The sequence below is a fragment of the Saccharobesus litoralis genome (assembly GCF_003063625.1).
Lineage (GTDB): Bacteria > Pseudomonadota > Gammaproteobacteria > Enterobacterales > Alteromonadaceae > Saccharobesus > Saccharobesus litoralis.
On record NZ_CP026604.1, the window covers coordinates 2,882,485 to 2,900,581 of the forward strand.

18 protein-coding genes are annotated in these 18,097 nt (G+C 41.3%); 15 read left to right on the forward strand and 3 right to left on the reverse strand.

Features of this window, described 5'->3' with window-relative positions:
* Positions 1 to 148: 148 nt before the first annotated feature.
* On the reverse strand, positions 149 to 1,060 hold the full coding sequence (locus C2869_RS10220) for a hypothetical protein (protein ID WP_108602834.1): 912 nt from the start codon (positions 1,058 to 1,060) through the stop codon (positions 149 to 151).
* Between the two features lie 512 nt (positions 1,061 to 1,572).
* Here C2869_RS10220 and tatA point away from each other — a divergent pair.
* The 6 genes from tatA (at position 1,573) to hemB (ending at position 6,314) form a co-directional block, all read left to right on the forward strand.
* Positions 1,573 to 1,803 (forward strand): Sec-independent protein translocase subunit TatA, encoded by a 231-nt coding sequence (gene tatA / locus C2869_RS10225; protein WP_108602835.1) that lies wholly within the window; start codon positions 1,573 to 1,575, stop codon positions 1,801 to 1,803.
* Positions 1,804 to 1,808: 5 nt separating this feature from the next.
* A complete protein-coding gene (gene tatB / locus C2869_RS10230; protein ID WP_108602836.1) occupies positions 1,809 to 2,141 on the forward strand; it encodes a Sec-independent protein translocase protein TatB in 333 nt (110 codons plus the stop codon).
* Positions 2,131 to 2,874, forward strand: a complete 744-nt coding sequence (gene tatC, locus C2869_RS10235; RefSeq protein ID WP_108602837.1) for a twin-arginine translocase subunit TatC — start codon at positions 2,131 to 2,133, stop codon at positions 2,872 to 2,874. Before tatB ends, tatC begins: the two co-directional genes overlap by 11 nt.
* A gap of 158 nt (positions 2,875 to 3,032) precedes the next feature.
* On the forward strand, positions 3,033 to 3,827 hold the full coding sequence (locus C2869_RS10240; RefSeq protein ID WP_199915557.1) for a TatD family hydrolase: 795 nt from the start codon (positions 3,033 to 3,035) through the stop codon (positions 3,825 to 3,827).
* 21 nt (positions 3,828 to 3,848) lie between these two features.
* On the forward strand, positions 3,849 to 5,285 hold the full coding sequence (locus tag C2869_RS10245) for a sensor domain-containing diguanylate cyclase (protein WP_159084126.1): 1,437 nt from the start codon (positions 3,849 to 3,851) through the stop codon (positions 5,283 to 5,285).
* A 21-nt stretch (positions 5,286 to 5,306) separates the two neighbouring features.
* Positions 5,307 to 6,314, forward strand: coding sequence for a porphobilinogen synthase (gene hemB / locus C2869_RS10250; RefSeq protein ID WP_108602840.1), 1,008 nt, complete (start codon positions 5,307 to 5,309; stop codon positions 6,312 to 6,314).
* 48 nt (positions 6,315 to 6,362) lie between these two features.
* Here the strand turns inward: hemB and C2869_RS10255 are convergent, their stop codons facing one another.
* Positions 6,363 to 7,310, reverse strand: a complete 948-nt coding sequence (locus C2869_RS10255; RefSeq protein ID WP_108602841.1) for a bifunctional GNAT family N-acetyltransferase/hotdog fold thioesterase — start codon at positions 7,308 to 7,310, stop codon at positions 6,363 to 6,365.
* 56 nt (positions 7,311 to 7,366) lie between these two features.
* Between C2869_RS10255 and C2869_RS10260 the strand changes: the two genes are divergently transcribed.
* Complete coding sequence (locus tag C2869_RS10260; RefSeq protein WP_108602842.1) at positions 7,367 to 8,035, forward strand: spermidine synthase; 669 nt, start codon at positions 7,367 to 7,369, stop codon at positions 8,033 to 8,035.
* Positions 8,036 to 8,294: 259 nt separating this feature from the next.
* Positions 8,295 to 8,501: a cold-shock protein gene (locus C2869_RS10265; RefSeq protein WP_108602843.1), complete on the forward strand. Its 207-nt coding sequence runs from the start codon at positions 8,295 to 8,297 to the stop codon at positions 8,499 to 8,501.
* Positions 8,502 to 8,673: 172 nt separating this feature from the next.
* On the opposite strand, the gene glnE is transcribed toward C2869_RS10265, so the two are convergent.
* Positions 8,674 to 11,595, reverse strand: a complete 2,922-nt coding sequence (gene glnE, locus C2869_RS10270; protein ID WP_228710651.1) for a bifunctional [glutamate--ammonia ligase]-adenylyl-L-tyrosine phosphorylase/[glutamate--ammonia-ligase] adenylyltransferase — start codon at positions 11,593 to 11,595, stop codon at positions 8,674 to 8,676.
* An 87-nt stretch (positions 11,596 to 11,682) separates the two neighbouring features.
* On the opposite strand from glnE, the gene C2869_RS10275 reads away from it, so the two are divergent.
* The 7 genes from C2869_RS10275 to C2869_RS10305 all read left to right on the forward strand — a co-directional run bounded on the left by C2869_RS10275 (position 11,683) and on the right by C2869_RS10305 (position 17,955).
* Complete coding sequence (locus C2869_RS10275) at positions 11,683 to 12,723, forward strand: hypothetical protein (protein WP_108602845.1); 1,041 nt, start codon at positions 11,683 to 11,685, stop codon at positions 12,721 to 12,723.
* Positions 12,724 to 12,738: 15 nt separating this feature from the next.
* Positions 12,739 to 13,641, forward strand: a complete 903-nt coding sequence (locus tag C2869_RS10280; protein ID WP_108602846.1) for a DUF350 domain-containing protein — start codon at positions 12,739 to 12,741, stop codon at positions 13,639 to 13,641.
* Positions 13,642 to 13,736: 95 nt separating this feature from the next.
* Positions 13,737 to 15,449 (forward strand): polyamine aminopropyltransferase, encoded by a 1,713-nt coding sequence (locus C2869_RS10285; protein ID WP_108602847.1) that lies wholly within the window; start codon positions 13,737 to 13,739, stop codon positions 15,447 to 15,449.
* Positions 15,450 to 15,746: 297 nt separating this feature from the next.
* On the forward strand, positions 15,747 to 16,160 hold the full coding sequence (locus tag C2869_RS10290) for a YjfI family protein (protein ID WP_108602848.1): 414 nt from the start codon (positions 15,747 to 15,749) through the stop codon (positions 16,158 to 16,160).
* A 16-nt stretch (positions 16,161 to 16,176) separates the two neighbouring features.
* Positions 16,177 to 16,860 (forward strand): PspA/IM30 family protein, encoded by a 684-nt coding sequence (locus C2869_RS10295; RefSeq protein ID WP_108602849.1) that lies wholly within the window; start codon positions 16,177 to 16,179, stop codon positions 16,858 to 16,860.
* A gap of 103 nt (positions 16,861 to 16,963) precedes the next feature.
* Entirely contained in the window at positions 16,964 to 17,608 is a 645-nt protein-coding gene (locus C2869_RS10300) for a hypothetical protein (RefSeq protein ID WP_108602850.1), read from the forward strand.
* Entirely contained in the window at positions 17,608 to 17,955 is a 348-nt protein-coding gene (locus tag C2869_RS10305; RefSeq protein WP_108602851.1) for a hypothetical protein, read from the forward strand. Before C2869_RS10300 ends, C2869_RS10305 begins: the two co-directional genes overlap by 1 nt.
* The last annotated feature ends 142 nt before the right edge of the window (positions 17,956 to 18,097 follow it).

The window sequence follows — 18,097 nt, forward strand, 5'->3', positions numbered from 1 at the left end:
AAGCATAAATGCTCGCCCACAAAAACTTGATATTTTAAAACCGCTTTTTTACCACAAAAGAGTCTAGATTAATTACCTTCTTTGAAAATATGCAACGGCTTATGGCTTATCAATTTCATTACGCTTTGACTATACATCCTTTGCGGACTTATTTATTTTCAAACATGCCTTCAACCCGTAAACCTATGCCCAAGGTTTGTGAAAAATTGTACTCTTCAGGCCAATGAACAAAGGGTTCAACTTCAAAGTAAATCCATTTACGTAAAGATTGCCAACGATAACGAAAAAAGATGCCTTGGTTTTGTAGGTGATAGCCTTGGTTAGTGATACCAGAAGCAAATACACCGGAAATTAAGGCTTGAGTATGGGTTAGTTGCTTGTAGTGTAATAGGCTGTGTGTCCAATCGACTTGGTTATCAATTTCGGTATAGCGCCAACTGTTGTTTTGTTGCAGCATATCCGTGCTTGATAGGCTTATTTCAAAATTAGCGGAAAATCGCTCGGCATGACCTTGATCCAAGTAATAATAAACTGAGGGTTGTAATACGAGGTTAGTGCTGTCAGAGGTAGCATAAATATAACGGTAGAGTGCACGTACATACATATCAGGTTTGCTAGCTAAACCGACCCGTGTTGAAAAATAATGATTTTTATCTGATTTATGGATCCAGCGTAACGCGACGTTCACATCACTTTCCGTTGGCTTGGTTTCTCTAAGAACTTCGTCCGCTACCCCTTCTTGTTTAAATTCATCGTAATCATCAAAAATCAGATCCACTTTCTTTTGTAAATTCGCTAACCGCACGCGTAATCGGACTCGTAACTTTAATCGGGTAAGATCTTGCTCTCGTGGCTCCCAACCGAGTCTTAACTTAGCTGATGCTGCGGTATTTTTGTCTTTTGTGCCGTCCTCGGCAAAAAAACGGTCAAACCAAGCTGCACTGTTATTCAGTGAGCCGGCTACGCCGCCGTGTAAATCATCTAACCATGCATAGCGCGGTTTAGGTTTGCTTGCCGGCTTAGCATCTTCATTTGCGTCGTTATTTGCTTGGCATGCCAAACTGATTAAGCATAATATGAACAAGATCAAAGACTTTATTGGTAAATGCACTCAGGCTCCATTAACATATACGGCAAAGTGTATTGTGAGCGTGTTATAGTCTTGCCTTTCAGGTTTAAGGACTTCATTGTTATAGTCTTCTCGCTCAGGTCTTATGGTTCATTGTCGGCGCTTACTCGCCCCAATCACATAGTAGAGCATATGCTCATGGGGTCTCGAAGCTTGACAGCTTTGCTTACATGGATGTAAGTACTTAGGTTTCGTCTGGAACTGGAAACCTGCCCCTAAAACCTGATCGCTTTGACTATAGCTTTTCATCCCAATATCTAGCAACTCAAACTAGAGTGGCCGTTGATGGGATGCGAAGTTTGACTACATTGTCTAAACCCAGATAGTTTTGACTATATTTTTTATACACATAATAACAAAGCATAGTAAACTTTAGCCTTGATGACGAGTAGTCATCAAACATGAAATTTGCATTATACAGAGTAACTTAAAGGTAAATAAGTATGGGCGGCATTAGCATTTGGCAATTATTAATCATTTTACTTATCGTTGTGCTGGTATTTGGTTCAAAAAAGCTCAGTTCTTTAGGTAAAGATTTGGGTGGCGCAGTGAAAGGCTTTAAGGATGAATTAACACCTGAAGAAAAAGCCCAAGAAGCGGTAAAAACCGTGGAAGATAAAACTGACAATAAAGCCGAATCTGTAAAAGCAGAAGAGAAATCTAAAGCAGAGTAACATTTGTGTTTGATATTGGATTTTGGGAGCTCGTTTTTATTGGAGTGATCGCGCTACTGGTGTTAGGGCCGGATAAGTTACCCGGTGCGATCCGCTCGTTCAGTAAATTTGTAAGCTCATTTAAGCAAACGGTTAATTCGGTTAAATCTGAGATAAACCACGAGTTGCGTGTGCATGAGTTACACGAACAACTTAAGCAAGCCGAGCAAAAAGGCATGCAAAATTTAACGGGACGTGAATCCAATGCAGTAGCTGAACTGGAGCAAGCTGCAAAGGAAGTTAATTCCACTATCCAATCTGTACAAAAAGAAGTGAATAAAGATACAAATGGACAGTGAACAACAACCCTTTATTAGCCACTTAGTTGAGTTACGCAATCGCCTTTTGCGTATTGTGTATTCTGTACTTATTGTATTTTGCTGTTTGGTATATTTTGCTAATGATATTTATGGCTATGTATCTAAGCCTTTATTAGATGTTATGCCTGAATCAACCAGCATGATAGCAACCGGTGTGGCTGCACCGTTTTTAACCCCGTTTAAGTTAACCATGGTGTTATCTTTTTTTGTTGCTATTCCTGTGGTTTTGCATCAAATATGGAGCTTTATCGCCCCAGGTTTGTATCAGCATGAAAAACGTTTAATTGCCCCTTTGCTAGTAACCTCATCTTTATTATTTTATGCCGGCATTGCGTTTGCTTATTACGTTGTTTTTCCTTTAGCGTTTGAATTTTTTACTACCATTGCACCTGAAGGTGTCACTATTGCTACAGATATCAGTAGCTATCTTGATTTTGTGCTCAAAATATTTTTTGCATTTGGTTTAGCATTTGAGATCCCTATTGCCATTATCTTGATGGTTTGGGCTGGCGTGACAACGGCTGATAAGCTAATTGAAAAGCGCCCTTATGTGGTTGTTGGTGTATTTGTGATAGGTATGTTGCTAACCCCTCCCGATGTGATTTCTCAAACGTTATTGGCGATACCTATGTGGCTGCTATTTGAAGTCGGTGTCATTTTTAGTCGTTTTTATCGCCCTCGCGATGAAGCGCAAGCTGACGTGCAAGAATAATACGCGCAAGCTGACGTGCAAGAATAAGACGCGCAAGCTGATGTGCAAGATTAATACGCGCCAACTGATGTGTGAGAGCAAGAAGTACAAGATGAATTTGTGGCTGTCAAAAGTGAGTTTAATATGAGCTTTAGTATGAGCGAGCGTTTTCCTAAATAATGTTACCTGTTTTTGATATTGGGGTTAATTTAACCAGTTCGCAGTTTGCCAAAGATTGCCCAGAGGTAATCGACTCTGCTTTACAAGCAGGGGTAGCAGGCATGATGGTCACAGGGACGACATTGGCTGAGTCACAAGCAGCGAGCCAAATAGCCCAGCAATACCCAAATCAATTATTTTGTACCGCCGGAGTTCATCCTCATTATGCTTGTGAGTTTCAACCTGAGGACCTTGATAAACTGCGGGCTTTGCATGCTTTACCGCATGTATTGGCTGTGGGTGAGTGTGGTCTCGATTTTAATCGGGATTTTTCACCACGAGACGTGCAACAAGCGGTATTCGAACAGCAAATTCAGTTGGCAATTGCATTAGGTAAACCCATATTTATGCATCAGCGCGATGCGCATGATTGCTTTATGGAAGTTATTCAGCCATATAGTCAGCAATTGAAAAGTGCCGTTGTGCATTGCTTTACCGGTACTCAGCAGGAAATGCAGGATTATTTAGATTTAGGTTTTTATATCGGTTTTACCGGCTGGATATGCGATGAGCGCCGAGGTGTTGAGGTAAAAGCTTTAACCGCACAAGTGCCTGATAATCGTTTATTAATAGAAACAGACGCTCCCTATTTACTGCCGCGTGATTTAAAGCCCAAGCCTAAGAGTCGTCGTAATGAACCTAAATTTTTACCCCATATATTAACGACAATTGCAGACGTTAGAGGCGAAGCACCGGAAGCATTAGCTGAGCAAATATGGCACAATAGCCAAAAATTTTTACAAATAACCCTTTAATCAGTTAGCTCGGTGTATTTCTTGAACGCTATTAATAAAAGAAAGAAGTACGTAAATCTCAGCAGTTTAAGATTTATTTATTTTATTATTCTCAGTTTGATTGGCTCTTTACCGAGTGTCGCGGCTAGCGAAACGGTTGTGGCTTACAACCATACCGTACTGGGTTTTATGTTAGCAGCAGGCTTTGCCAGTCTACTTTTATGGTTTATCACCAAAGGCATTCGTTGCCTATTTTATGGTTTGTATATTGTACTGGCGATATTTTGGTTAAATAGTTTACAGCCCAATTATAATATAGCGATAAATCAAATAGGCCTTCATTGGTCTGCACCCATACTTACAGCGTTAATTTTACTTAGTCAGTTATTTACCCCAACATTTTTCCGCCAATCAAATGCATTTTTGCAGCTTATCGATAAGGTTTTACTGTATTTACCGGCAAGTTGGTTACTCATTGTTTGGTTTTTACCCAGTGAATGGGGCATGATGGGCACGTTAACTTTAGCTTTGCTTAATATTGTGCACTTATTGAGTTTAGGTATTTTGACTCGTCGTTATCAAACTGTGGGGGTTGATGCGTACCTAGCCGCTTGGGGGTTACCTTTAACTACCCTGTTGTACTTTTTCGTTAGTTATCTGCATTTAGCGCCTTTCGTTTTGTCGGTTAATTTGGCGGCATTCTGTTTATTGGGACAGACGGTGTTTTTGGCAATCGCTTCAGCCTCGGTTTATGGACAAGAAAGAAATGAAAAATTAGCGGCTCAAGAAAATGCTTTGCAACAGGCTAAACAAGCCAGTGAAGCGCAACAGCAGTTGATCCAGCTACAGCAAGAACAACAAGAAGAGCTAGAAGCTATGGTTCGTGAGCGCACGTTTGAATTAGAAGTCACGTTGCGCGAACTACAAGATAAGAATCAAGAGTTAGAAGAAAAAAACACCTTAGATCCACTCACTGGCATTCGTAATCGGCGCTTTTTTGATAAAAAATTGTTAGCTGAATATCGCCGTTCCCGTCGTGAATTATCTGAACTGACGGTGATGATGTTGGATATTGATCACTTCAAATCTGTCAATGATAATTATGGTCATCAAGCTGGGGATGATGTGATTCGATGTGTTGCGAAAATAGCGGAACAAGCTGCAAAAAGGCCATCTGATAGCGTATGTCGTTATGGCGGTGAAGAGTTTTCGTTGATCTTGCCCGCGACCGAACCACAAGGTGCAATGCAGATAGCCGAAGCCATTCGCCGCGCTATTGCAGAACATCCTATTCATACGTCGGCAGGACCATTGTCAATCACAGCTAGTTTAGGCATTGCAACTCGCGTAGCGTCAGTGCAATTTACAGAAAAAGATTTATTGCAATTGGCTGATGACGCTTTGTATCAAGCTAAGCAAAATGGCCGAAATCGTGTAGAAGTTGCGCAAGACGACAATAATACGCTTAAACACACTTAACGTTTAATGAAGGAGTTAAACATGACAAACCTTTTTAATCAGTTTCCAGCATCACGCAAACGTAGAATGCGTGCCGATGACTTCTCTCGTCGATTAATGGCTGAGAATCAGTTAAGTGTAAATGATTTGATTTACCCCGTTTTTGTGGTTGAAGGTAAAAATCGTGTTGAAACGGTAGATTCCATGCCGGGTGTTGAGCGTAAGTCGATTGATTTACTGTTAAAAGAAGCGGAAGAGTTAGTGAGCCTTGGCGTGCCTGCGGTTGCTATATTTCCGGTTGTTGATGAATCAATGAAATCATTAGAAGCGGAAGAGGCTTACGCCAGTGATGGCTTGGCGCAAAAAGCTATTCGTGCTTTAAAAACCGAGTTTCCTCAACTTGGTGTGATCAGCGATGTTGCATTAGACCCATTTACCGAACATGGGCAAGACGGCATTATTGATGAAAATGGCTATGTACTCAATGATAAAACGGTTGAAGTATTAGTTAAGCAAGCGCTATCACATGCTGAGGCCGGAGTTGATATTGTTGCACCATCTGACATGATGGATGGCAGAATTGGCGCTATTCGCCAAGCGTTAGAAGACGCGGGGCATATCAATACCAAAATACTCGCCTATTCAGCTAAATATGCATCAAGTTATTATGGGCCGTTTCGTGATGCCGTTGGCTCGGCTGGCAATTTAAAAGGCGGCAATAAATATAGTTACCAAATGGATCCAGCCAATGGTCAAGAAGCATTGCATGAAGTCGCGCAGGATCTACTCGAAGGTGCTGATATGGTGATGGTTAAACCTGGAATGCCCTATTTAGATATTGTACGCCAAGTTAAAGACAACTTTGCCGTGCCGACATTTGCTTATCAGGTATCAGGTGAATATGCCATGCACATGGCGGCAATCCAAAATGGCTGGTTAGAAGAAAAGTCTTGTGTTTTAGAATCGCTATTAGCTTTTAAACGTGCAGGCGCTGACGGTATTTTAACTTACTTCGCACTGCAAGCTGCACGTTGGCTAAACGAAAAGTAATTGTCGCAATTAAGTGTTGGATAAAGTGCCCATTTTACAATGGGTACTTTAGGCTTGTTGCTTTCTTTCGGCCGCTTTGGGCTCAGCTTTATCTTTTTTACTCGGTGGTAGCACTACAAATACACCGAAAAATTCAGCTACGGGTTTGTCTTCATCGAGAATATTCACTTTCAGTTTAACCCTAACTTTTCTGCCACGCTCTAGTGCCTTTAAATTACCTTCTACTGAACTGACATGACATAAGGCTCGCGGAACATGGGTCAGTGGTTTGTGATAATGAATATTACCATCGCCCAGCACAATCTCGCCTTTTAGCCCTTTTTCTTTGAGCATTAAGAAAATCAGTCCCCAACCGCTCAGGGTTGCCAAAGAGTAAATTGAGCCAGCAAACATAGTGCCGTGCAAATTTAAGTTAGCGTTTAATGCCGCACGCGTTTCGAGTACGTAGCCTGTAAATTGGTGAACTTTGATACCCATTAAATGGGCGACAGGGATCTCAGTATCCCAAGTATCTTGCAATTCTTGACACCAGTTGGGGTGGCGCAAGAAACGCGGTTTATCTGGAATGTCTTTAATCATTTGGCAGCGCTCAACCCCGCCAACTTCTTTTGGCGCTTCGCCAGCAATTTTATAGCCACACTTTTCGTAAAAACCAATAGAATCGGCGCGAGCAAATAGGGTTACGCGCTTAACACTCATTTTTTTTGCGGCTTCTTCTAAGGTTGTCATGAGTAAAGAGCCAAGCCCATTGCCTCTTTGTGTTGGCTCGACAGCAGTATGACGAATTTGAACCTCATCACTAGAGTTTAGGTGTAAACGAGCAACCGCTAATACAACGCCGTTACTGTCAATGATCATTCTATGTTCGGCTAAACTATCATATTCGTCTTTTTCTGAACCGGGTGGCATACCTAAAGGTTGGCGCAACATACGGTATCTAAAGGCAAAATAATCGTTAAGTTCCAGTTCCGTTTGTGGTGTTATTATTCGATACATGGGCAATTTAATGCTTTAATTGCTTTATATAGTTCTTGAGAGTAAACGCTTTAATTGTGCTTGTCGACCTGAAAAATAGTTTAGCAGACGGTCATTTATTGGCATTACAAGTTGAAAATGACATTCGCTGGCAGGTAATGGAAAATAATACTTATCGCTGGTTAACGCTAAACCATACAGTACAAACAGTGATGGATAAGCAGGATACGACTTCTTTATTGTTTCCGCATCAGCAGCCTTTAGTCAGTCATTTACCTGCTTTACCGCCTAATCCAAAGGTGTTAGAGATAGGTTTAGGTGGTGGCAGCCAATTTCGCTTTTTAAAACAATTATACCCAGCAGCAAAGTATAAGGTGGTAGAACCTAGCCAGATCGTGATAGAGCTGTTTCAGCAATATTTTAATCCCAGTAACTTAGCTTTACATTGTGCGTTAGAAATGGGACAGAACTATTTGAGCCACACTCAGCAAACGTATGATCTTATTTTGAGCGATATCTACAGCCATCAATCTTCCAGTATGAACCTATTAACTCAGGATTATTGCCAACTTTTAATAGAAAAATTGGCTATAAAAGGGGTTGTTTTTATAAATTTAATGCCTGAAACAAAATTTGAAATAGCCTTACTAATGGCTAATTTTTCAGCAAAATGCATGAAATTGTTATATTCTGACAAAATAAGTGGTTATAGAAATCACGTAATGTTATATCAAAAGATCAGTTAGCTATTTGGCCATCTGCTTGAACAAAAAGTTTCATATTTTAGCCAGTGTACACAAGCAAATACTGGTTTATACTGAATTTGCTGGTAAAGATTACAGCCGCTTAAGTTTTAGCAGTTTCGATGACAATTCTGGATATCGCATCTTGTTCAACCCTAAGTTATATAGTCAAATCGAGAAGACTATACCTGCATCTTTCAGCACCTCATCGATCTGGCTGGTCAGCCATCGATATGATAAACACATAAATTGGAGTTAAAATATGGCTACAACTACTGGCCGCGTTAAATGGTTTAATGAAAAGAAAGGCTTTGGCTTTTTAGAGCGTGAAGATGGCAATGACGTATTTGTTCACTTCCGCGCTATTATTGGCGAAGGTTTTAAAACATTAGCCGAAGGACAAGCGGTAGAGTTTGAAGTTGAACAGGGACAGAAAGGCCCTCAAGCAGCTAACGTTAAGCCTTTATAAGGGTTAAAAACGCTAACGATAAAATACTAAGATTTCTGGTTGCTTGGCTCAAATATCAACCAGTTGTTGTTCCAAGCAACCTTGATCTTTTCTTGTACTTTATAGTTTGTAAAGCGCCTATGCTTATTTAAAATTTAATTTCACCTAATGGTTTACAAGCCAGAGGTTTCCATTAAAGCCATTCTGCAAATACACTTTGCCATACCTCAGTCACACTTGCCGCTAACTGTCTAAATTCACTTGCATCAGTAATGACTGCCTGTTGGGCTAATGCTAGCTTATGTCCGCGATTACGCAGGGTCAGGTAGCTGTCGGTTAAGGTATTAACTTGCTCACCTATTAATATCCCCTTATTTAATATTGTTTGTAATATTCTAACGTTGTCCGACCACTCGGTTAAATCCGGCTCTTGATGACTGTTATTCAGTACTAAGAACTGAGTGATAAATTCAATATCGGCAATTCCGCCTTGCGCTTGCTTAAGATCAAACTCACCCTCTTTGGCTTTAACAAGGTGGTCACGCATTTTTTGCCGCATGGCTATGACATCTTGCGCCAGTTTTTGGCTGTCCCGCTGAGTGGCTAAAATGGTGTGACGAACCTGTTTGGCTTGTTGCATTAGTTCAGGATCGCCGGCGATAGGGCGACATCTCACTAATGCCTGATGTTCCCAGGTCCAAGCATCTTTTTCTTGATATTCAGCAAAGCCTTGTAAGCTGGTAACAAGTAAGCCAGAGTCGCCAGAAGGGCGTAAACGCATGTCTACTTCATACAAAATACCCGAGTGCATGCGTGCTGATAGAATATGAATAATTTTTTGCGCGTAGCGTGTGTAAAACTGAATATTAGTGACGACACGTTTGCCATTACTATCGCCTGTCGTCTCTTGATAACCATCTTGGTTATGGACAAAAACCATATCCAGATCACTGCCATAGCCAAACTCCCAGCCACCGAGTTTGCCATAGCCTAAAATAGCAAAGCCTTTGTTATCAGTCCCTTCAAGTGCGCTCGGGCATCCATGTTTGTTGACGAGAGGTTGCCAAGCCAAATTCATGACTTGCTCTAAAATAACTTCAGCTAACCAAGTGAGTTGGTCGCTTACTTTCATAACCGGTAAAATACCGGTGACATCGGCCGCTGCAACACGCAATTGTTGAATATTTTTAAATTGACGTAAGGTCTCCATTTGCTGCTCTAAGTCATCTTCATCAACTCTTAGCAGTTTTTGTCTAAGCTCGTCGGCATATTCTTGTTTATTGCAAATATGATAAAGCTGGGTTGGGTCGATAAGCTCATCAAGTAAGATGGGGTGTTTACATAGTTGCTCAAATATCCATGGGCTGGCGGAAAGCAACTTAATTAGTTGGTCGGTTGCACAGGTATTTTCTAACAATAGTTCTAAATATGCTGTCCGCGTAGCAATAGCGGCAATAAAGTCGCTAACACGTTGTAAGACCATTAAAGGTTTAGGACTATTGAGAATAGTTTCAATCAAGTGTGGCATTAATTTGTCCAGCACTTCGCGGCCACGTGGGCCGACTCTTCTTTTTATCAGTTCTTGCTTGGTTTGATTGATCTGTTTGTATAGTAATTCGGGATCAATATAGGGATGATCTGAGCTTAAATGCGCAGTTAAAGTTTCTTCATCTAAGCCGTCTAACCAATAATCAAATTTGACAGCTTGTTGCTGTTCATCATGCGGATCAGCAATAACCGATTGGAAAACGTGATTAACTTGTTGTTGGCAGCGCTCAAGCGCGGTTAAAAATTCAGAGTAACTCGCAAAGCCGACGAGGTTAGCTACTCTATTCTGGTTCTCAATGTCATGCGGTAAAGTTTGGGTTTGCGCGTCGCTCAATTCTTGTAACACATGCTCAGTTTTTCGTAAGAAGTGATAGCAACTTAACAAATTATCGACTTGCTCTTGCGGTAAATCACAATGTTTAGGAATTTCTAATAGGGCGCTGCGGGTACTTTGCAAACGCAATTCAGGGATTTGGCCGCCGCGGATCAATTGAAAGGTTTGCGCAATAAATTCGACTTCACGAATGCCACCAGCACCGAGTTTTATATTGTCTTTTAAGCCTTTACGTTTGACTTCTTGATTGATTAACGCCTTCATTTTTCTTAATGATTCAATGGCTGAAAAGTCGATGTATTTGCGATAAACAAACGGGCGAAAGAGATCATACAATGCTTGATACTCAGGAAAAGCGTGCCATTGTTTAGGTGCGATAATACGGGCTTTTAGCATGGCGTAGCGTTCCCAGTCTCGACCTTGAGATTGGTAATAGTCTTCCAACATAGCGTAGCTCATGACTAAAGGGCCAGATTCACCATTAGGGCGCAATCGCATATCAACTCGATAAACAAAGCCATCCATGGTTGATTGACTTAAAGCCGAAATGAGCTTTTGTCCGAGGCGAGTAAAGAATGTGTGATTGTCTAATACTTTGCGACCCCCTTCGGTCTCGCCATCTTCTGGGTAACAAAAAATCAGGTCAATATCAGACGAAAAATTAAGCTCTTGTCCGCCAAGTTTGCCCATGCCTAATACATACATAGGCTGAGTTTTACCGTGTTTGTCGGTTGGTGTTCCCCATTGTTGGCTGTAAAATTGATACAACCAGCCAAGCGCTTGGCTAATCAGTAACTCGGCCAAACCTGAAATCTGTTGAAAAGATTCATTTAAATCCGCTGCACCACACAGATCACGCCAAGCTATCATTAACATTTGCTGACGTCTGACTTGACGGATAAGCTGTTTTAAACCATCTTCACTGGTGATTTTGCTTAGTTTGTCTGTTAACTCTTGGGTTACACTCGGTATTCTGTCGTCAATATTGGCAGGCTGATCTAATAGTTGCTTGAGTGTATCGGGTTCTTTTTGGCAAGATTCAGCAATAAAGCGACTATTAGCAAATTGCCATTTGATCATGGTTTGTTGAGCTGTGGGTAATTGTTCAAATGACGGGTGGTGTTTTATCAGGTTTTGCCAATGCAACTCACCCTGTTGTTGCGCTTGAGTCGATAATTTACACCAGTCGGTCGTTTTTGGTTTAATATGCGCTGAATATGGCTGTGACATCATAGTACAAGAATTTTCTTTTCGTTTAGCTAGAGTGTAGCTAATCTATTGAACGTTATATATAAATTATAATAAAAGGGAGATACGACCTTGCCAACTATAAAGTGGCTGTTGCTGTTGGTTCCTTTGATCTGGCTCACAGGCTGTGGCGATCCGCTGCAAGCTAAGATTGAGACTCAGGTTGAATTAGTCGATATGCAAATGAATAAGTTAACTCAGCGCTTAGAAAACGGCCAGATCCGCAACGCGAATCTGATCCGTGAGTATGCTCGGCAATTACAAACCATGAAGCCTGAGTATGCGACTATCGTTAACGAGTTAGCCCGTGATGCAACCAGTCGTGGGCCTATTTATACTAATCTTGTTGATCGAATTGATGCAGCCCGAGTTGCTTCCGGTGTTTTTTCTAGCCCAGAGGAAAGGCTACGTGAGCTAGAAAACCTATATCAAGCCGCCAGTCCAGAGCTGTTTAACGATGCTTTATCTGATCCTCTCAATGTATTAGCGGATTTAAGCCAAGGCCAGTTAGCAAGAGTGAATGCGATTAGCCGTGAAGCCAGTTTAGCGGCTAATGGTGCGCAAGATTTTGGGGCTGGTAGTCAGTTAATTGGTAACCCAGCCTACGGCAACTGGCAAACGGGTAGTAATGGCATGTCATTTTGGGAATGGTATGGCATGTATGCGTTAATTAGTAACATTGGCGATATGTTTGATAGCCGCAGGCGTGTGTACTATGGTGATTGGTCACGCGGGCGTAATTATAGTTACTATCATGACTATGGCCGTTATCGTTATTCCTCACCGAATCAAATTCGCAAGCAACAACAAACCGAACAACGCGCGGCTAAAAATTATCGTGGTGGTAAATTTACCAGTGCTTATGCAAAAAGTCGTACCGGTGCTAGTCGTGTATCGTCGTCGAGCTTGAGTTCACAACGAGCAAGCAAAATGTTCCAGAGTAGTTATGCTAAAAAGCCGACAACGTCAGTGACGAACTCGGCGACAAAATCAACCAACAATCCCGTTAATAAGTCGTATAGCAAACCCACAACAAATAAGTCTAGTTATGGCTTTAACTCAAGCTTTCGTAGCAGCAAGAGTAGTTCTCGTGGTGGTTTTGGTGGCAAATAATAAAAGAGCAAACAGATGAATTTATTAAACAATGCATTTTTTCTTACTCCTGAGTTGATCACCATATTGGTTATAGATTTGGTGATCGCGGTTATTCTGTTATCTGCGGTACGATACTTAGCTGGTTTGTGGATGGGGGTTAATACCAAAGATGAACTGGCACATAAAGACAATTATGCTTTTGGCATTAGCATGGCAGGCAGCGTTGCTGGTGTTGGTATTGTACTAACCGGTTCGATTACTGGTGAAGCCGCCAATAGCTATGTGACTGAAGCGGTTGGCGTGCTGAGTTATGGCGTGCTGGGTATTATCCTAATTAAGCTAGGGCGTATTATTCACGATAAAGTTGCATTAAACGAAGTGAATAAAAAAGCTGAAATTAAGCGTGAAAATATCGCTGTCGCCATAGTCGACGCTGCTGCAACGATTGCCACAGCTATTGTGATCCGCGCCGTTTTATTATGGGTCGAAGGTTTAGACGGTTACACTGTGATTGCTGTACTTTCTGGCTTTATTGTTGCGCAAACTTTGTTAGTTGTCGTGACCCGTATTCGTGAAAATATGTATGCCAAGGCAAATCAAGGTGATTCATTGCAAGAGGCTTTACAAGGTGGCCAAGTGGCGCTGGCTTTACGTCATTCAGGGCATTTAATTTCTACTGCTTTGGTTGTTAAAGCAGCAAGCTACTTTTTGATTTATGAGCCGACGGCTATTGTTTCTAACCTTATTGGCTGGTTAGTTATTTCACTTATTATGGCGGTGGTGATGTTTGTGATTGGCCGCATTGCTAAACATATTTTGTTGTTAGGCATTAATGTCGCAGAAGAGATAGATCAGCAAGACAATATTGGTTTAGCCGCAATTGAAATGGCATTGATGATCACTATTGCTCTTATGTTGGGTGCATTAATGGTATAAGTTTTTTACTAGGAGCGTGAAGCACTTACGCTCCTAACCTATTTGCTTAAAACTCAATCAACATCGCAATTTATTGCGCCTCAGTACAGTACCTTATGTTATCTATCTTGCAAGCCGCCCGCGTTAACCCCCAGTTATTTATTCGAGACTCATTACTGATATTAGTCATGGCCATGCTAGCTGGTTGTGGTTTGGTGTATGAGTATTTGCTATCGCAATACGCAGGGCGGGTGTTAGGCGCCTTTGAGTCTGCCGTTTATACCATGATTGGCTTAATGATAGTGTCTATGGGCTTGGGGGCGTTTGCTGCTCGTAAAGTCAAAGATGCTTACAAAGGTTTTGTCTATTTAGAAATTGTTATTGCGATTTTAGGTGCGGGTTCGGTATTAGCAATAGCAGGTTTGATAGGTTGGACATATACATTGCCACAAGTATTAGCTGATACTTTTGGTATTCCACCAGATGCTTTACCCCGTGGTGGCTGGTTTGGTGCCATTCATAAAGCGGCTTTGCAACTGCCTTATATCGCAGGTGTTTTGCTAGGCTTGTTTATTGGCATGGAGATCCCGCTTATTGCTCGGGTGCGTGAACAAATGTATGGCGAGCATTTAACCCATAATGCCGGCACAATATATGGCGCAGACTATATTGGTGCGGGTATTGGGGCAGCTATTTGGATCAGCCTTTTGATGAGTATGGAAATTAGCCAAGCCGCAGCGTGGACGGCAAGTATCAATGTATTGGCTGGTTTTTTATTCTTAGTTTTGTACTGGCAAAAATTAGTTTGGCGTAAACTGTTAGTAGTTATCCATCTAGGATTGGCTGTTATGGTTTGCGTAATCGGTTTGAATGGTCAATCTTGGTTGGCTAGCTTTACCGATGCGTTATACAAAGACCAAGTGGTTTTTCAGCAACAAACACAATATCAGCAGATTGTTTTCACCGAGCGCCAGCTTGGCCCTGAAATTAACCCTGTGCATCAGTTTTATTTAAATGGCCGCTTACAGTTTTCTAGTCAGGATGAATATATTTACCATGAAATGCTCGTTCATCCTGTAATGGCGTTGTCGGCACGCCAAGATAATATACTCATTATTGGCGGTGGAGATGGCTTAGCATTACGCGAAGTTTTGAAATGGCAACCCAAGCAAGTCACTCTAGTGGATCTTGATCCACAGTTAACCCATGTTTTTCAACAGCCAAATGATAAGTTACCTCAGCGCTTGGCACAGCAGGTTACACAGCTTACCCAAAATAGTTTGAATGATCCCAGAGTCAGCGTTATCAACCACGATGCATTTTTAATGGTTGATGAACTACTGCAACAACAAAAAAGTTTTGACAGCATTATTGTTGATTTACCTGATCCCAATCACCCTGATTTGAATAAATTGTATTCAAGGCATTTTTATCTGCGTCTCAATCAGTTGTTGGCGGCTGACGGAGGCTTAGTTGTGCAGTCCACCTCGCCTTATCATGCTAAACATGCATTTTTAGCAATAGGCAAAACCTTGCGTGCGTCAGAGTTTCAACATGTTGAGCAATATCATCAAAATGTGCCGAGCTTTGGTGAATGGGGCTGGACCCTTGCGCATAAACTCGTTGCGCCTCAACAAAACTTGAAAAATACACAACTGCCAATATCTACAAAATGGTTAACGCCGAGTTTATTGCAAGCCTCATTTGCGTTTCCAAGTGGTTATTTTGATGTTTTAAACGATATTCAAGTCAATGATTTGGGTAGCCATGTGTTGTATCAATATCATTACCAAGCTTGGCGGCAACAATTGGGTACGGTTTTTCAATAGTTTTCTGTTGCGAACGACTGTCGTGCTAAACGTTACGAATCTAACCAATATATGTAGCAGGAAATATTCGTTTTAATTCGAGAAATGAGCTGATAACCGCTACCTTTAAACGGCTTATCGCAATTTCTTAAAAATCATGAAAAAGGGTTTGACATAAAATGTCACTCTGCTATCTTAATTTGCAGATGACATAATATGTCTCTTTAAATAAGCGTGGCGACTTTCTTTCCATTGTTCTTATAAATGGCTGCGAAACAAAAGGAAGTGCTGCGGATTTTTTAATAACTGAGGATAGTTATGAACATTCATACAATAGCGCAATACTTAAATGATTTAGGTGACCAAACCCATACTGGCTACAGCTTTGATTGTCAGCCCATTTCAGGCGAGGTTGATGTGCTGCAAGTGACGGTAGAAGGGCGCGAAGAACTGCCTATTTTTGTATCTGTCACTGACGATCAAGTACTGTGTATTACTTATTTATGGGGCGAGGAAGAAGTCCGTTCTGAAAAACGTGGTGAAATGTTGGAGTCGATGTTGGAAATGAATATCCCTATGCCGCTTTCGTCATTTGCCAAAATTGAAGATAAATATGTGGTATTTGGTGCCTTATCAACTAACTCATCAATGGAAGATATTGAACATGAGTTAGTCGTATTAAGCGACAATGCGATCGATGTAATTGATGATATGTCAGACTATTTGAATTAATAGCGGGAGAATTTAAATGAGTATTTTTAAGAAAATTTTAACAGCGATCCGTGGCGGTGCAACTGAAGTAGGTGAAGCAATTGTTGATGCCAATTCAACCCGTATTTTTGAACAAGAAATTCGTGATGCTGAAAATCACCTAACTAAAGCCAAGCGCGATTTAACTGATGTGATGGCCAAACAAATGGCGGCTGCACGTGAAATCGAGCGTTTAAAGCGTGAAGTCACTGAACACGAAGGCTATGCGACTCAAGCACTTGAAAAAGGCAATGAAGCCTTAGCATTAGAAGTGGCAGAAAAAATTGCTTCGTTAGAACACGAATTAGCTGATCAGCAAGGTGCGCATGACCAATTTGCTACTAACGTTACACGCTTAAAAGATTTAATTAAAAAGTCTGAGCGTCAGGTGACTGAATACAAGCGTCAGTTAAGCATGGTGAAAACCACTGACAGCGTGCAAAAAGCAACGGCGGCTATTACCGATAACTTCTCGTCAAGTAACGGTAAGTTATTAAATGCCAAAGAGTCATTAGAACGCATTAAGGCTAAGCAACAAAGTTTTGATGATCGTATGAAAGCGGCTGAGCAATTAGAATCAGAAACAGGTGATTCATCGTTAGAGGCCAAGCTGAAAGAAGCAGGAATTGGTGCAAAAGAATCTGACGCAAGTGCAGTTCTGGCGCGCCTTAAAAAGCAATAAGCTGAACTCAGTTAAGTAACTTGCAAAAATAGGCCAACACTTCTTATGAAGTGCTTGGCCTTTTTTGCCTTGTTCCGTTTAGGTTGAATGTAAGGAAAATTTAATGGGTTTCTTCAAGTCTTTGTTTTCAAGTGCTAATGACAAGCCGCTGCGCAAGGTTGAGCATGTTAGCCAATTACAAAAAGGCGATGCGGTTGAATTTAGCGATACTTTTGCCCTACCTGAGTTACTGCGCAAGCAAACCTTTGTTGTCGAAGATGTCAATACGTATCAGTTTGAACATAAAGCGAATAATGAATTTGTATTGCAGGGTACGACGTCGGAAAAAGTCTATTTAAGTTATGAAAAAGATGACGAAGAGTGGCTGAATATCTCTTTGAAAATCAATCGTGAGCAAGTAGCAATTTTATTCAATCTCGAGCAATTTGCAGCCATGTTTGAAGAAGGTAGCGCTGGTGAGCTTAACTTAATTGAACAGCCTAACCAGTTTGATAACTGGCTGGCACCAATATACTTTCGCCATAGCTTTGCCGCGACTGGCTTTTTTTACAACAAAGATTTTCGTCCTGGCAAGCCTCCTAGTTACCAAGATGATGCCAGCCTTGAATTAAATTATTTTGGCCTAAGCAGTGCGGATGAAAAATATTCAGTCGAAATGGAAGTATGGCCAGATGGTGACACAGATGTGATGTTAACCATTCATCGCCCAATGTCTGATGTGATTGCTATGTACCCAGGAGAGGCTTAATGAGTCAAGACAAGCCAACGGATGATAAATCGAAATGGGAAAGCAGTCGTAAAGCGATTAAAGCGACTCAAGTGGCATTTGATATGGATGAAAAACTGCAATATGTGATCCGGCGTAGTGCACTCGATGCTGGTGTAGGACCACCTGAGCAGATCCGTAAAATATTAGATTTACCCATCAATAAACGTCCTAAACGCCCACGTTTGACAGTGTCATTGTCGGTGGAAGATTATCATTTGTTGGCCGAGCGTTATGGCATGGCACCTGAACAGCAATTAGAAATCAAGCGCCGCGTTATGGATGAATTGATTAATTACGCAAAATCTGAAATTGAAGACCAGCGTTAATTGATAACTCAAGCAGGGCTGGTTAAACAACCAGCCCTGGCCAGTCAGCCGACACAAAACCATTGTAGAGCCGAATTTATTTCGGCTAACACAAGGTTTGTCGATGTGAAATCGACCTTAGTCAATTTAGCAAATGGTTATA

What these genes read in the sequence shown, in the direction of transcription:
- tatA (WP_108602835.1), top strand. Translation starts at nt 1,573, where the DNA reads ATGGGCGGCATTAGCATTTGGCAATTATTAATCATTTTACTTATCGTT.
- C2869_RS10265 (WP_108602843.1), top strand. Translation starts at nt 8,295, where the DNA reads ATGGCTACAACTACTGGCCGCGTTAAATGGTTTAATGAAAAGAAAGGC.
- C2869_RS10295 (WP_108602849.1), top strand. Translation starts at nt 16,177, where the DNA reads ATGAGTATTTTTAAGAAAATTTTAACAGCGATCCGTGGCGGTGCAACT.
- glnE (WP_228710651.1), bottom strand. Translation starts at nt 11,595, where the DNA reads ATGATGTCACAGCCATATTCAGCGCATATTAAACCAAAAACGACCGAC.
- C2869_RS10305 (WP_108602851.1), top strand. Translation starts at nt 17,608, where the DNA reads ATGAGTCAAGACAAGCCAACGGATGATAAATCGAAATGGGAAAGCAGT.
- hemB (WP_108602840.1), top strand. Translation starts at nt 5,307, where the DNA reads ATGACAAACCTTTTTAATCAGTTTCCAGCATCACGCAAACGTAGAATG.
- C2869_RS10290 (WP_108602848.1), top strand. Translation starts at nt 15,747, where the DNA reads ATGAACATTCATACAATAGCGCAATACTTAAATGATTTAGGTGACCAA.
- C2869_RS10285 (WP_108602847.1), top strand. Translation starts at nt 13,737, where the DNA reads ATGTTATCTATCTTGCAAGCCGCCCGCGTTAACCCCCAGTTATTTATT.
- C2869_RS10255 (WP_108602841.1), bottom strand. Translation starts at nt 7,310, where the DNA reads ATGTATCGAATAATAACACCACAAACGGAACTGGAACTTAACGATTAT.
- C2869_RS10300 (WP_108602850.1), top strand. Translation starts at nt 16,964, where the DNA reads ATGGGTTTCTTCAAGTCTTTGTTTTCAAGTGCTAATGACAAGCCGCTG.
- tatC (WP_108602837.1), top strand. Translation starts at nt 2,131, where the DNA reads ATGGACAGTGAACAACAACCCTTTATTAGCCACTTAGTTGAGTTACGC.
- C2869_RS10280 (WP_108602846.1), top strand. Translation starts at nt 12,739, where the DNA reads ATGAATTTATTAAACAATGCATTTTTTCTTACTCCTGAGTTGATCACC.
- C2869_RS10240 (WP_199915557.1), top strand. Translation starts at nt 3,033, where the DNA reads ATGTTACCTGTTTTTGATATTGGGGTTAATTTAACCAGTTCGCAGTTT.